At 60.7% G+C, this 13,663-nt stretch carries 11 protein-coding genes; 8 read left to right on the top strand and 3 right to left on the bottom strand.

Annotated elements, in window-relative coordinates:
• The first annotated feature begins 102 nt into the window (after nucleotides 1–102).
• A complete protein-coding gene (dnaB, locus tag OSW16_RS24105) occupies nucleotides 103–1,500 on the top strand; it encodes a replicative DNA helicase (protein WP_241806235.1) in 1,398 nt (465 codons plus the stop codon).
• Nucleotides 1,501–1,622: 122 nt separating this feature from the next.
• Nucleotides 1,623–3,926, top strand: coding sequence for a YgiQ family radical SAM protein (locus OSW16_RS24100; RefSeq protein WP_267819084.1), 2,304 nt, complete (start codon nucleotides 1,623–1,625; stop codon nucleotides 3,924–3,926).
• A 131-nt stretch (nucleotides 3,927–4,057) separates the two neighbouring features.
• Here the strand turns inward: OSW16_RS24100 and OSW16_RS24095 are convergent, their stop codons facing one another.
• Nucleotides 4,058–4,645, bottom strand: coding sequence for a TIGR00730 family Rossman fold protein (locus OSW16_RS24095; protein WP_267819082.1), 588 nt, complete (start codon nucleotides 4,643–4,645; stop codon nucleotides 4,058–4,060).
• 348 nt (nucleotides 4,646–4,993) lie between these two features.
• On the opposite strand from OSW16_RS24095, the gene azu reads away from it, so the two are divergent.
• The gene (gene azu / locus OSW16_RS24090) at nucleotides 4,994–5,443 is read left to right on the top strand and encodes an azurin (protein WP_267824107.1); all 450 of its coding nucleotides are present in this window, start codon (nucleotides 4,994–4,996) and stop codon (nucleotides 5,441–5,443) included.
• Nucleotides 5,444–5,551: 108 nt separating this feature from the next.
• Here azu and nadE read toward each other — a convergent pair whose 3' ends face one another.
• Together nadE and pncB are read right to left on the bottom strand one after the other, a co-directional pair.
• Nucleotides 5,552–6,379 (bottom strand): ammonia-dependent NAD(+) synthetase, encoded by an 828-nt coding sequence (gene nadE, locus OSW16_RS24085; RefSeq protein ID WP_267819080.1) that lies wholly within the window; start codon nucleotides 6,377–6,379, stop codon nucleotides 5,552–5,554.
• 3 nt (nucleotides 6,380–6,382) lie between these two features.
• Complete coding sequence (pncB, locus tag OSW16_RS24080; RefSeq protein ID WP_241806230.1) at nucleotides 6,383–7,588, bottom strand: nicotinate phosphoribosyltransferase; 1,206 nt, start codon at nucleotides 7,586–7,588, stop codon at nucleotides 6,383–6,385.
• Between the two features lie 492 nt (nucleotides 7,589–8,080).
• On the opposite strand from pncB, the gene OSW16_RS24075 reads away from it, so the two are divergent.
• The 5 genes from OSW16_RS24075 (at nucleotide 8,081) to OSW16_RS24055 (ending at nucleotide 13,175) form a co-directional block, all read left to right on the top strand.
• On the top strand, nucleotides 8,081–9,217 hold the full coding sequence (locus tag OSW16_RS24075) for a branched-chain amino acid ABC transporter substrate-binding protein (RefSeq protein WP_241806229.1): 1,137 nt from the start codon (nucleotides 8,081–8,083) through the stop codon (nucleotides 9,215–9,217).
• A 154-nt stretch (nucleotides 9,218–9,371) separates the two neighbouring features.
• Nucleotides 9,372–10,286, top strand: coding sequence for an ABC transporter permease subunit (locus tag OSW16_RS24070; RefSeq protein WP_012316457.1), 915 nt, complete (start codon nucleotides 9,372–9,374; stop codon nucleotides 10,284–10,286).
• 2 nt (nucleotides 10,287–10,288) lie between these two features.
• Nucleotides 10,289–11,590, top strand: a complete 1,302-nt coding sequence (gene livM, locus OSW16_RS24065) for a high-affinity branched-chain amino acid ABC transporter permease LivM (RefSeq protein ID WP_267819077.1) — start codon at nucleotides 10,289–10,291, stop codon at nucleotides 11,588–11,590.
• Nucleotides 11,587–12,462, top strand: coding sequence for an ABC transporter ATP-binding protein (locus OSW16_RS24060; protein ID WP_241806227.1), 876 nt, complete (start codon nucleotides 11,587–11,589; stop codon nucleotides 12,460–12,462). The genes livM and OSW16_RS24060 overlap by 4 nt, the downstream gene beginning before the upstream one ends.
• Nucleotides 12,459–13,175, top strand: a complete 717-nt coding sequence (locus OSW16_RS24055) for an ABC transporter ATP-binding protein (protein WP_012316454.1) — start codon at nucleotides 12,459–12,461, stop codon at nucleotides 13,173–13,175. Before OSW16_RS24060 ends, OSW16_RS24055 begins: the two co-directional genes overlap by 4 nt.
• Nucleotides 13,176–13,663: the final 488 nt, after the last annotated feature.

Here is a 13,663-nt window from a genome sequence, read left to right as displayed (position 1 = left end):
TGGGTAGCTCCTTGCGGGCTGCCCGGTTAACATCGGGCACGTCCTGTTTCTGAACAGGCCGTGCCCTTTGTCTTTTTCATCCTCCAGAATTTTTTCGTGGCCATGAACGAGATCACCAATCCCGAACAGCTAGACCTGCAAACCGCTGCCCTCAAGGTGCCGCCGCATTCCATCGAGGCCGAACAGGCCGTGCTCGGTGGCCTGATGCTGGACAACAACGCCTGGGAGCGGGTGCTGGATCAGGTGTCGGATGGCGATTTCTATCGGCATGACCACCGCCTGATCTTCCGTGCTGTGCACAAGCTGGCCGACGCCAACCAGCCGTTCGACGTCGTCACCCTGCACGAGCAACTGGACAAGGAAGGTTTGTCGACCCAGGTTGGCGGCCTGGCGTACCTGGCAGAGCTTGCCAAGAACACCCCGTCGGTTGCCAACATCAAGGCCTACGCCGCGATCATTCGCGAGCGGGCAACGTTGCGCCAGCTGATCAGCATCAGCACCGACATCGCCGACAACGCCTTCAACCCGCAAGGGCGCAATGCCGCAGAAATCCTCGACGATGCCGAACGGCAGATCTTCCAGATCGCCGAGGCGCGGCCCAAAACCGGCGGCCCGGTAGGTGTAAACGAACTGTTGACCCTGGCTATCGACCGGATCGACACGCTGTTCAACTCCGACAGCGATATCACCGGTGTTTCCACAGGTTTCACCGATCTGGACGAGAAAACCAGCGGCCTGCAGCCTGCCGACCTGGTCATCGTGGCCGGCCGTCCTTCGATGGGTAAGACCACCTTCGCCATGAACCTGGTTGAAAACGCCGTGTTGCGTACCGACAAGGCGGTGTTGGTGTTCTCCCTCGAGATGCCAGGTGAATCGCTGATCATGCGTATGCTCTCGTCCCTGGGCCGCATCGACCAGACCAAGGTGCGCTCTGGTCAGTTGGACGATGACGACTGGCCGCGCCTGACGTCGGCGGTCAACCTGCTCAACGACCGCAAGCTGTTCATCGACGATACCGCCGGTATCAGCCCTTCGGAGATGCGGGCCCGTACCCGCCGCCTGGCGCGTGAGCACGGTGAGATCGCCATGATCATGGTCGACTACTTGCAGCTGATGCAGATCCCGGGTTCGGCCGGTGACAACCGTACCAACGAAATCTCCGAGATCTCCCGCTCGCTAAAGGCCCTGGCCAAGGAATTCAACTGCCCGGTCATCGCCCTTTCGCAGCTCAACCGCTCTTTGGAACAACGCCCGAACAAGCGCCCGGTCAACTCCGACTTGCGTGAATCCGGTGCAATCGAGCAGGACGCCGACGTGATCATGTTCGTGTACCGGGATGAGGTGTACCACCCGGAGACCGAGCACAAGGGCGTCGCCGAAATCATTATCGGCAAGCAGCGTAACGGCCCCATCGGCTTCGTTCGCCTGGCGTTCATCGGCAAGTACACCCGCTTCGAGAACCTCGCACCGGGCATGTACAACTTCGACGACGACGAATAGAAGTCTACGCGGGTATCACAGCTCACTAGCGTATGAATCCGACGGCTATCGTCGGATTTGGTCAAAATTTGTGCTATATTTCGCGCCCGCGATTTTCCTGCTCAATAGAACCGGTCACTGACATGCAAGCAGCCAAACCACTCTACGACTATCCCAAGTACTGGGCCGAATGCTTCGGGCCAGCACCTTTCCTGCCGATGAGCAGGGAGGAGATGGATCTGCTCGGCTGGGATTCCTGCGACATCATCATCGTGACCGGTGATGCCTACGTCGATCATCCGTCATTCGGGATGGCCATCATCGGCCGCCTGCTGGAAGCACAAGGCTTTCGCGTGGGCATCATTGCCCAGCCGAACTGGCAGTCCAAAGACGACTTCATGAAGCTTGGTGAGCCGAACCTGTTCTTCGGCGTCGCGGCGGGCAACATGGATTCGATGATCAACCGGTACACCGCAGACAAGAAAATCCGCTCTGACGATGCCTATACCCCCGGCGGCATGGCGGGCAGGCGCCCTGACCGCGCCAGCCTGGTGTACAGCCAGCGCTGCAAGGAAGCCTACAAGCACGTACCGATCGTGCTTGGGGGCATCGAGGCATCGCTGCGGCGCATTGCGCACTATGACTACTGGCAGGACAAGGTCCGCCATTCGATCCTGATCGACGCCAGCGCCGACATCCTGCTGTACGGCAACGCCGAGCGGGCGATCGTCGAGGTCGCCCAGCGCCTGTCCAGTGGCCAGAGCATCGAAAGCATCACCGATGTGCGCGGCACCGCATTCGTGCGTCGTGACACGCCCGAGGGCTGGTACGAGATCGACTCGACCCGCATCGACCGCCCTGGCCGCGTCGACAAGATCATCAACCCGTACGTCAATACCCAGGACACCCAGGCCTGTGCCATCGAGCAGGCCAAGGGCGACCAGGAAGACCCGAACGAAGCCAAAGTCGTGCAGATCCTCGACAGCCCGCGCATGACCCGGGAAAAGTCGGTGATCCGCCTGCCATCGTTCGAGAAGGTACGTAACGACCCGGTGCTCTATGCCCACGCCAACCGTGTGCTGCATCTGGAAACCAACCCGGGCAACGCTCGCGCCCTGGTGCAGAAGCACGGCGAAGTGGATGTGTGGTTCAACCCGCCGCCCATTCCCATGACCACCGAGGAAATGGACTACGTGTTCGGCATGCCCTATGCCCGTATTCCGCATCCGGCCTATGGCAAGGAGCGCATCCCGGCCTACGAGATGATCCGTTTCTCGGTGAACATCATGCGTGGCTGCTTCGGCGGCTGCACGTTCTGCTCGATCACCGAGCACGAAGGCCGGATCATCCAGAACCGCTCCCACGAGTCGATCCTGCACGAAATCGAGGAAATGCGTGACAAGGTGCCGGGCTTCACCGGCGTGGTCTCTGACCTCGGCGGGCCGACGGCCAACATGTACCGCATCGCCTGCAAAAGCCCGGACATCGAGAAGCACTGTCGCAAGCCGTCGTGCGTGTTCCCCGGCATCTGCGAGAACCTCAACACCGACCACAGCTCGCTGATCGAGCTGTATCGCAAGGCACGCGCCCTGCCAGGTGTGAAGAAGATCCTGATCGCCTCGGGCCTGCGCTATGACCTGGCAGTGGAGTCGCCGGAGTACGTCAAGGAGCTGGTCACCCACCACGTGGGCGGTTACCTGAAGATTGCCCCGGAGCACACCGAGCGTGGCCCGCTGGACAAGATGATGAAGCCGGGCATCGGTTCCTATGACCGCTTCAAGCGTATGTTCGAGAAGTACTCGAAAGAGGCGGGCAAGGAGCAGTACCTGATCCCGTACTTCATCGCCGCCCACCCTGGCACCACCGACGAAGACATGATGAACCTGGCCCTGTGGCTCAAGGGCAACGGCTTCCGTGCCGACCAGGTGCAGGCGTTCTACCCCTCGCCGATGGCTTCGGCCACGGCCATGTACCACTCGGGCAAGAATCCGCTGCGCAAGGTCACTTACAAGAGTGAAGGGGTGGAGATCGTCAAGAGTGACGAGCAGCGCCGGTTGCACAAGGCGTTTCTGCGTTACCACGACCCGAAGGGTTGGCCGATGCTGCGTGAGGCGCTGGAGCGTATGGGCCGTGCCGATCTCATCGGCCCTGGCAAGCATCAGTTGATCCCGCTGCACCAGCCGCAGACCGATACTTACCAGAGTGCACGGCGCAAGAACTCGACCCCGGCCGGCAGCCACAAGGTGGGCAAGGATCAGAAGATCCTCACCCAGCACACAGGTTTGCCGCCGCGTGGCAGTGATGGCAGCAAGCCGTGGGACAAGCGTGAGAAGGCCAAGGCTGAAGCGTTCGCCCGTAATCAGCAGGCGGCCAAGGAGCGTAAGGAAGCGGCAAAAGGTGGTGGCAAAGGCAACAAGAAGCCGCGCCAGCCTGTCATCCCGCGCTAAGGCTCAAAGGGGCCGCTTTGCGGCCCATCGCCGGCAAGCCGGCTCCCACTGGTTTGGCGCAGTATTCAAGATCTGCACTGTAAGTGGGAGCCGGCTTGCCGGCGATGGGCTGCAGCGCAGCCCTTTTCGGATCAATCCGGTTTTTTGCCAACCCATTTGGGCTGCACCGGTGAGACAAACGAATTCATCCCGTCCAGCAGGCGCTCCGCCTGCTGCTCCAGCAGCAACATCGCGCGATGCTGCGGCCGCACGAATCCTTCTTCGACGATATGGTCGAGGAACCCGCCCAACTTCTCATAGAAGCCATTTACATCAAGCAAACCTAGCGGCTTTGCGTGATACCCAAGCTGGCCCCAGGTCCAGACTTCAAACAGCTCTTCCAGCGTACCCAGGCCCCCTGGCAGGGCGATGAATGCATCGCTCAGTTCGGCCATGCGCGCCTTGCGCGCGTGCATGCCGTCAACGACCTCCAAGCGGGTCAGGCCCTTGTGGCCGATTTCGGCATTCATCAGGCTCTGGGGGATGATGCCGATCACTTGGCCACCCGCCGCCATGGCCGCGTCGGCGACCGTGCCCATAAGGCCTACAGCGCCACCGCCATAGACCAACGTCAGGCCCCGGCGTGCGATCGCCTGGCCGAGGGCGATCGCCGCTTCACGGTAAGCGGGGTTGGCACCGATGCTGGCGCCACAGAACACACAAACGGAACGTACAGGCATTGCTCTTCTCCAGTCACAGGCGTGCACAGGGTACGGCCAATGCATGGCGGTTCCAAGGCAGCATTCATTCCGGGCGGGAGAACTCGCAGATCGCACCACTGGCGCCGTGGGCGTAGGCGGCGAGCAGGCTGTTCATGAAACTTGAGAGGGACATTGCAGTAGCTCCTAAATGAGAGGTTGTCCCATCGTCTATTAAAAGGGCATGATGTGCTCTTAGATTGGTTGTATACAATCCATTGAACAATTCTACTGGCTGGCCACTTGACGGCCCCTTGATGCACGTCAGCAAGGGGCTGAACGGTTTCAGGCAGTCTCGCAATTGATAAAACCCTGCCAAGGAGATTCATGATGTTTGCGAAAGCTGTAGCGGTATCCTTGCTGACCCTCGCCAGCGCCTCCGTCTTCGCCGCCGAGTGTTCGGTAACTGTCGACTCGACTGACCAGATGTCCTACACCACCAAGGAATTCACCGTCGACAAGAGCTGCAAAGCGTTCACCGTGAAACTGACCCATTCCGGCAACCTGCCGAAAAACGTCATGGGCCACAATCTGGTGATCAGCAAGACTGCCGACATGCAGGCCATTGCCACCGAAGGCATGAGCCAAGGCATCGACAAAGGCTACCTGAAGGAAGACAACGCCAACATCATCGCCCACACCGCGATGATCGGCGCGCCAGAGAAAGAAACCGAAGTGAAGTTCGACACTTCCAAGCTGGAAGCGGGTGGCGATTACAGCTTCTTCTGCACCTTCCCAGGCCACATCTCGATGATGAAGGGCAAGGTCGTCGTCAAGTAACAGCTCGAAAGCAAAGGAGGGCTTTGCCCTCCATTCGCGGCACAAGGCCGCCTCCATAGAAGATCGCATATCCCTGGGGAGGCGGCTGCGCAGCAGGCCCCATTGGCCTCAAGGGGCGAACGGCAGTTCGCGCTTGTGCTGGGTCTTGCGGTAGGTGGCGACGATGATGTCGAACGCTTCCTGCTCAACCGGCTGGCCATGCAAGAAGGCATCGATCTGCTGGTAGGTCACGCCATGCGAGGCCTCGTCAGGCTTGCCTGGCTCCAGGTCTTCCAAGTCCGCCGTCGGCACCTTCTCAACCAAAGACTCCGGCGCCCCGAAGCTGCGCGCGATGGCCCGCACCTGATTCTTCACCAGGCCGCTCAACGGGGCCAGGTCGCATGCACCGTCACCAAATTTGGTAAAGAAGCCCATGACCGCTTCGGCGGCGTGGTCGGTGCCGATCACAAGGCCTGCACGGGCGCCTGCGATGGTGTATTGCGCAACCATGCGCGTGCGCGCCTTGACGTTGCCCACGACGAAGTCCACCAGTGATGGCGAGCCGTCTTTGAGTGCCTGCACTTCTGCAGCCAGTGCACGCACGGCAGGTGCGATATCAACGGTGTGCACTTCGTCGGCGTTGATCACTTCCAGGCACGCCTGGGCGTCGTGCTCGTCATGCTGTACCTGGTAGGGCAGGCGCACGGCAATGAAGCGGTAGGCCGGGTCGCTGGTTTCAGCGCGCAACTCGCTGATGGCGCGTTGGGCGAGCAGGGCGGCAGTCAGCGAATCGACGCCCCCGCTGATGCCCAGTACCAGGGTCTTGAGACGGGCGTTGGCCAGGCAATCCTTGATGAACGCCACGCGCCGGGCGACTTCGGCCTCGAGCGCAGCGGCGTCTGCAAACGGCGGCTGCACGTTTAGCGCCTGGGCAATCTCTTGCTGAACGGCTTGCATGGGTTACTCCTTGCTGGGGATTTTGAACACGTGACGCATGTAGGCGACGAAGTTCTCGTCGCGGCACTGGGTCTTGGCGGCCTCGTCAGAGATCTTCGCCACCGGCGAGCCATTGCAGTCAGTCATTTTAAGCACGATATTCATCGGCGCCACGCCGGGGATGTCGCAGGTCAGGTTGGTGCCGATGCCGAAACTGACGTTGATGCGCCCGCGCAGGGCACGGAAAATCTGCAGCGCGCGGGTCAGGTTGAGGCCGTCGGAGAACACCAGGGTTTTGGTCATCGGGTCGATACCCAGCCTTTGGTAATGGGCGATCGCCTTTTCCGCCCAGGCCACCGGCTCACCTGAGTCATGGCGCAGGCCGTCGAAGAGTTTGGCGAAGTACAAGTCGAAATCGCCGAGGAAGGCGTCCATGGTGATGCAGTCGGTCAGGGCGATGCCGAGCAGGCCGCGGTACTCTCGGACCCAGCAGTCCAGAGCGGCGATCTGGCTGTCGATCAGCCGCGGGCCGAGCTGCTGGTGGGCCATGATCCATTCGTGAGCCATGGTGCCCAACGGCTTGATATCCAGTTTCCATGCCAGGTCGACGTTGCTGGTACCGACGAAGCGGGCCGGGAAGTCATCGCGCAGTACCCGCACCACTTCCTCCTGCACGCGGCCGGAAAAGCGCCGGCGGGTGCCGAAGTCAGCCACTTGCAGCTCGGCCAGTTCGTCGTCGCTGGCGTGCGCCTGCAGCCAGTCGAACTTGCGGTAAAGCTGGTCACGGGCCTCGGCCAGACGCATGCGCGGATGAAGGTGGCGGTTGCGCACTTCGCTGATGATGGCCAGCAGCGGGACTTCGAAGAGAATCACATGCAGCCAGGGGCCTTTGAGGCGCAGGTACAGCTGGTCGCTCTCTATGCCGACCTGTACATAGCGCAGGTTGAAACGGAACAGGCGCAGGAAGCGCAGGAAATCGGGCTTGAGGAAGCTGATGCGTTCCAGGAAGGCGAGCTGGCCATCATCGAGGGTAAGTTCGCTCAGCCGTTCGAGCTGGTTGCGGATCTCGCCCAGGTAAGGGCGCAAGTCCTCGCCATTGCGGCAGCGAAACTCCCATTCCACGTCGGCGTCGGGGTAGTTGTGCAGCACGGCCTGCATCATGGTGAGCTTATAGAAGTCGGTATCGAGCAGGTTGTGCACGATGCGCTCGGCGAATGCGCTCTCGCTCATCAAGGGTGGCTCCGGAAGCAGGACTGGCGGCCATTGTGCCAGCCTTTTCAGGGTTGTTGTGGCAGTGCGGCCTTAATGCGGGCGAGCCAGCTGCCAAAGATCTGCTTCAGCCGACTTGCCCGCGAGGGGCCAGCACCCTCAACACGGGTGTTTTTTCGTGCACCCGCCAGCCTTGAAACGGTGCTGCCTGTAGCAGTCGCGCACCAGCGGTGTGCACTTCGGTGACGTCTGCTGTTACAGGGCGGTTGCACGTAAACACTTGTCAGGGTTGCAATGATGGCACTCGCTGGTTGCTCCTTGTTCGCGCGAACGGTGGCGCTTGTCGCGTGGTAGACGGTTGCACAGTCAATAAAGAAAAGGCCGTCGGTCGCCTCGACGCAGCCTGCTCAGTGTGTTTTCCCACAGGACAAAACCAATGGCACGGCCCTTGCTCGGAGCTCAGGGCTGAGAAGTTGTAGTGCCAACCAAAAAAAACTCAAGGAGCACCACCTCATGTCGCAGACGTTTTACAAGAAAGGTTTCCTGGCACTGGCCGTGGCTACGGCACTGGGTGTTTCTTCGTATGTTCAGGCCGACGTCAAGATCGGTGTCGCGGGGCCGATGACCGGGGCTAACGCAGCGTTTGGCGAGCAGTACATGAAAGGTGCCCAGGCGGCAGCTGACAAGATCAACGCTGCCGGTGGCGTCAACGGCGAGAAAATCATCCTGGTCAAAGGCGATGATGCCTGTGAGCCGAAACAGGCTGTATCGGTTGCCAACCGCCTGGTCGATCAGGACAAGGTAATCGGTGTGGTGGGCCACTTCTGCTCCTCCAACACCATTCCCGCTTCCGAGGTGTATGACGAAGCAGGCGTGATCGCCATCACCCCTGGCTCCACCAACCCGCAGGTCACCGAGCGCGGGCTGAGCGCCATGTTCCGTATGTGCGGCCGTGATGACCAGCAGGGCATCGTTGCCGGTGACTACATCGTCGATGTGCTCAAGGGCAAGAAAGTGGCGGTACTGCACGACAAGGACACCTACGGCCAGGGCCTGGCCGATGCAACCAAGGCGCAGCTCGAGAAGCGCGGGGTCAAGCCGGTACTGTATGAAGGCCTGACCCGTGGCGAAAAAGACTTCAGCGCCGTGGTGACCAAGATCCGTTCCACCGGTGCCGACGTGGTCTACTTCGGTGGCTTGCACCCCGAAGCCGGTCCGCTGGTGCGTCAGCTGCGCGAACAAGGCCTGAAGGACGTCAAGTTCATGTCCGATGACGGCATCGTCACCGACGAACTGGTCGCGACGGCCGGCGGCGCCCAGTACGTCGACGGCGTGTACATGACCTTCGGGGCCGACCCGCGCCTGCTGCCAGACAGCAAGGCGGTGGTGGAAGAGTTCCGCAAAGCGGGTACCGAGCCTGAAGGCTACACCCTCTACGCCTACGCTTCGCTGCAAGCCTTGGCCGCTGCCTTCAACGGTGCCAAGTCGAACAAGGGCGAAGACGCTGCCAAGTGGCTCAAGGCCAACCCGGTGCAGACCGTCATGGGCGAGAAGAAGTGGGACAGCAAGGGCGACCTGACTGTCTCTGACTACGTGGTCTACCAGTGGGACAAGGACGGCAAGTACCACCAGCTGGATAAACAAAAATAACAACGGCAACCAGCCCGGGCCTGCGCCCGGGCCGATGCCCCTGCGGTACCTGTCTTTATTCGGAGATCTGCACGGTTCTGCGCTGCGAGGGCCGCTTCATCCGTGGCTTGCCGTGGCCGGCGCTCGTGCAGTCTCGCTCAGGTGAGATTGCGTTATGGATGGTATTTTCCTGCAGCAACTGGTCAACGGCCTGACCCTAGGGTCGGTCTATGGCCTGATCGCCATCGGCTACACAATGGTCTATGGCATCATCGGCATGATCAACTTCGCGCACGGCGAGGTGTATATGATTTCCGCGTACCTCGCGGCAATCAGCCTGGCATTGCTGGCTTATTTCGGTATCGAGTCGTTCCCCCTGCTGATGTTGGGCACCTTGTTGTTCACCATTGTCGTCACGGGTGTGTATGGCTTCACCATTGAACGCATCGCCTACAAACCCCTGCGCAACTCCACCCGCCTGGCACCGCTGATCAGTGCCATCGGCATCTCGCTGATCCTGCAGAACTATGCGCAGATCAGCCAGGGCGCTCGCCAGCAAGGCGTGCCCACCCTGCTCGAAGGCGCCTGGCGCGTCGAAGTGGGTACCGGCTTCGTGCAGTTGACCTACACCAAGATCTTCATCCTGATTGCCGCATTCGTCGGCATGGGGCTGCTCACCTATGTGATCAAGTACACCAAGCTCGGCCGCATGTGCCGCGCCACCCAGCAAGACCGCAAGATGGCCTCGATCCTGGGTATCAACACCGACCGGGTGATCTCCTACGTGTTCGTCATCGGCGCGGTGATGGCTGCGCTTGCCGGTGTGCTGATCACCATGAACTACGGCACCTTCGACTTCTACGCCGGCTTCATCATCGGCATCAAGGCATTCACCGCGGCGGTGCTCGGCGGCATCGGCTCGCTGCCCGGTGCCATGTTGGGCGGCATCATCCTGGGGATCTCCGAGTCGTTGTTTTCTGGCCTGATCAACTCCGACTACAAGGACGTGTTCAGCTTCTCGCTGCTGGTGCTGATCCTTATCTTCCGCCCACAAGGCCTGTTGGGTCGCCCGCTCGTGGCTAAGGTGTGAACATGTCCACTGCCAAAACTGCCTCCGTTGCCGAAACCCAAGGTTTCGATCTCAAACGCAGCCTGCTGGAGACCATCGTCGCCGGCCTGCTCGCGCTCATTGTCTTTGGTCCGGTCGTCGGCGTGGTGCTCGACGGCTACAGCTTCAATGCCGAACCCCGTCGTGTGGCCTGGCTGGTCGGTGGCGTGATGCTCGGGCGCTTCCTGCTCAGCCTGTACCTGCAGACCGCCGCAGGCAAACGCATGCTGCAAGGCTTCGACAGCGGCGGCTCGGGGGTGCACGTCAATGCACCGAACTACAAATCGCGTCTGCGTTACATCATTCCGGCGCTGATCGTGATCGCCATCGTCTTCCCCATCTTCGCCAACAAGTACCTGCTGACCGTGGTCATCCTCGGCCTGATCTACGTGCTGCTGGGCCTTGGCCTGAACATCGTGGTGGGCCTGGCGGGCCTGCTCGACCTGGGCTACGTGGCGTTCTACGCCATCGGCGCCTATGGCTTGGCGCTGGGCTACCAGTACCTGGGGCTGGGGTTCTGGAGTGTGCTGCCACTGGCGGCCATCGCCGCAGCGTTGGCGGGCTGCATATTGGGCTTCCCTGTTTTGCGCATGCACGGTGACTACCTGGCGATCGTGACCCTGGGCTTTGGCGAGATCATCCGCCTGGTGTTGAACAACTGGCTGTCGTTCACCGGTGGCCCGAACGGCATGCCAGCCCCGGCGCCGACCTTCTTTGGCCTGGAGTTCGGCCGCCGAGCCAAGGATGGCGGGGTGCCGATCCACGAGTATTTCGGCTTCGATTACAACGCTAACCTGAAGTTCGTGTTCATCTATGCCGTGCTGTTCCTGGTCGTACTGGCGGTGCTGTACATCAAGCATCGGCTGACCCGCATGCCAGTTGGCCGCGCTTGGGAAGCGCTGCGTGAAGACGAAATCGCTTGCCGCTCGATGGGCTTGAACCACGTGCTGGTCAAGCTCTCGGCCTTCACCCTGGGCGCCTCAACTGCAGGCCTTGCCGGGGTGTTCTTCGCCACCTACCAAGGTTTCGTCAACCCGTCCTCGTTCACGTTCTTCGAATCGGCGCTGATTCTGGCCATTGTCGTACTGGGCGGCATGGGTTCGACGGTGGGCGTGGTGATCGCTGCGTTCGTGCTGACCGTAGCGCCGGAACTGCTGCGAAGCTTCTCCGAATACCGGGTGTTGCTGTTCGGTGTGCTGATGGTGCTGATGATGATCTGGCGACCGCGAGGGCTGATCCGCATCAGCCGGGCCGGCGTGGTCCCACGTAAAGGAGTGGCGCCATGAGCGACGAAATCATTCTCTCGGTCGACAACCTGATGATGCAGTTCGGTGGCATCAAGGCGCTCAGCGATGTCAGCCTGAAGGTCAAGCGTAACCAGATCTTCGCCCTGATCGGCCCCAACGGCGCCGGCAAGACCACGGTGTTCAACTGCCTGACCGGGTTCTACAAGGCCAGCGGCGGGCGTATCGAGCTGAACGTACGCGGCAGCCATACCAACGTCATCCAGTTGCTCGGTGAGCGCTTCCAGGCGGCGGACTTCGTTTCGCCGGCGCGTTTCGTTTCGCGCCTGTACTACAAGATGTTCGGCGGCACCCACCTGGTCAACCGCGCGGGGCTGGCGCGGACCTTCCAGAACATTCGTCTGTTCAAGGAAATGTCGGTGGTGGAAAACCTGCTGGTAGCCCAGCACATGTGGGTCAACCGCAACCTGCTGGCCGGCGTGCTCAACACCAAGGCCTACCGCAAGGCCGAGAGCGATGCCCTGGACCACGCCTTCTACTGGCTGGAGGTGGTCGATCTGGTCGACTGTGCCAACCGCCTGGCGGGGGAGCTGTCGTACGGCCAGCAGCGCCGCCTGGAAATCGCCCGGGCCATGTGCACGCGGCCGAAGATCATCTGCCTGGACGAACCGGCAGCCGGCCTCAACCCGCAGGAAACCGAAGCACTCAGCCGCATGATCCGCGTGCTGCGAGACGAGCACGACATCACCGTGGTGCTGATCGAACACGACATGGGCATGGTCATGAGCATTTCCGACCATATCGTCGTGCTAGACCACGGCAACGTGATCGCCGAAGGCGCGCCGCAGGATATCCGCCACAACCCGACGGTGATCGCCGCCTACCTGGGTGCCGACGAAGAGGAGCTGGTATGAGTGCACCCATTCTGGAATTGAAGGATCTGGACGTGTTCTACGGGCCTATCCAGGCATTGAAAAAGGTCTCGATGCACATCGACGAAGGTGAGACCGTGAGCCTGATCGGCGCCAATGGTGCCGGGAAGTCGACCCTGCTGATGTCCATCTTCGGCCAGCCGCGGGCGGCCTCCGGGCAGATTGTCTACCGCGGCACCGACATTACCCGCAAGTCGTCGCACTACATCGCATCCAATGGCATCGCCCAGTCGCCAGAAGGACGCCGGGTGTTCCCCGACATGAGCGTCGAGGAAAACCTGATGATGGGTACCATCCCTATCGGTGACAAATATGCCAGTGAGGACATGCAGCGCATGTTCGAGCTGTTCCCACGGTTGAAGGAGCGGCGTAACCAGCGTGCGATGACCATGTCCGGTGGTGAGCAGCAGATGCTGGCCATTGCCCGTGCGCTGATGAGCCGGCCCAAACTGCTGTTGCTCGACGAGCCTTCGCTGGGGCTGGCGCCGATCGTGGTCAAGCAGATCTTTTCGACCCTGCGCGAACTGGCCAAGACCGGGATGACCATCTTCCTGGTGGAGCAGAATGCCAACCATGCATTGAAGTTGTCGGACCGGGCCTATGTCATGGTCAACGGCGAGATTCGCATGACCGGCACCGGCCAGGAGTTGCTAGTCAACGAAGAGGTTCGTAGCGCCTATCTGGGCGGGCACTAAGCTGGACTTGGGGCTGCTTTGCAGCCCCGATATTCGTCAAATAGAGAATGTGGACAACTTGTCGCATATCCTTCTTGAGCCACGCCACAATCCCTGCGCAAGCTATTGTTTCCACAGGCTCATTGTTGTCCACGGATAATGTGGAGCCGCCTGTGGAAAACATGGTGGCATCTCGCTGCAACCCATTGAAATCAAGGCTTGCACGGTGCTGGTTAAATTTTGACCAGCTGCCGCATTGAGCGCTTTCAGGCGCGTTGTCACAGGTGTCATTCAATCCCTCAATAATACGCACGACCTGTGGATAACTCTGTGCGAAACCCTTGGACAGACTGCTGCAAGCGGCATGTTTGAAAGCGTCGCGCCATCATAGGGCTGCGCAAGGAGGACCGTAGTTGGCTGAAAGGGTTCCGCCTGAGGGTCAAGTTGCCCCCAATCCGTGGGGAAAGCCTTGTGGATAACATGCGCATAGATGGCGCAGGCCCCTCTAC

Origin of the sequence: Pseudomonas putida, assembly GCF_026625125.1 — a bacterium.
Classification (GTDB): Bacteria; Pseudomonadota; Gammaproteobacteria; order Pseudomonadales; family Pseudomonadaceae; genus Aquipseudomonas; species Aquipseudomonas putida_X.
This window is presented reverse-complemented; position numbering and strand designations above follow the sequence as displayed.

What these genes read in the sequence shown, in the direction of transcription:
- OSW16_RS24070 (WP_012316457.1), top strand. Translation starts at nt 9,372, where the DNA reads ATGGATGGTATTTTCCTGCAGCAACTGGTCAACGGCCTGACCCTAGGG.
- dnaB (WP_241806235.1), top strand. Translation starts at nt 103, where the DNA reads ATGAACGAGATCACCAATCCCGAACAGCTAGACCTGCAAACCGCTGCC.
- livM (WP_267819077.1), top strand. Translation starts at nt 10,289, where the DNA reads ATGTCCACTGCCAAAACTGCCTCCGTTGCCGAAACCCAAGGTTTCGAT.
- OSW16_RS24055 (WP_012316454.1), top strand. Translation starts at nt 12,459, where the DNA reads ATGAGTGCACCCATTCTGGAATTGAAGGATCTGGACGTGTTCTACGGG.
- azu (WP_267824107.1), top strand. Translation starts at nt 4,994, where the DNA reads ATGTTTGCGAAAGCTGTAGCGGTATCCTTGCTGACCCTCGCCAGCGCC.
- OSW16_RS24100 (WP_267819084.1), top strand. Translation starts at nt 1,623, where the DNA reads ATGCAAGCAGCCAAACCACTCTACGACTATCCCAAGTACTGGGCCGAA.
- OSW16_RS24075 (WP_241806229.1), top strand. Translation starts at nt 8,081, where the DNA reads ATGTCGCAGACGTTTTACAAGAAAGGTTTCCTGGCACTGGCCGTGGCT.
- pncB (WP_241806230.1), bottom strand. Translation starts at nt 7,588, where the DNA reads ATGAGCGAGAGCGCATTCGCCGAGCGCATCGTGCACAACCTGCTCGAT.
- OSW16_RS24095 (WP_267819082.1), bottom strand. Translation starts at nt 4,645, where the DNA reads ATGCCTGTACGTTCCGTTTGTGTGTTCTGTGGCGCCAGCATCGGTGCC.
- OSW16_RS24060 (WP_241806227.1), top strand. Translation starts at nt 11,587, where the DNA reads ATGAGCGACGAAATCATTCTCTCGGTCGACAACCTGATGATGCAGTTC.
- nadE (WP_267819080.1), bottom strand. Translation starts at nt 6,379, where the DNA reads ATGCAAGCCGTTCAGCAAGAGATTGCCCAGGCGCTAAACGTGCAGCCG.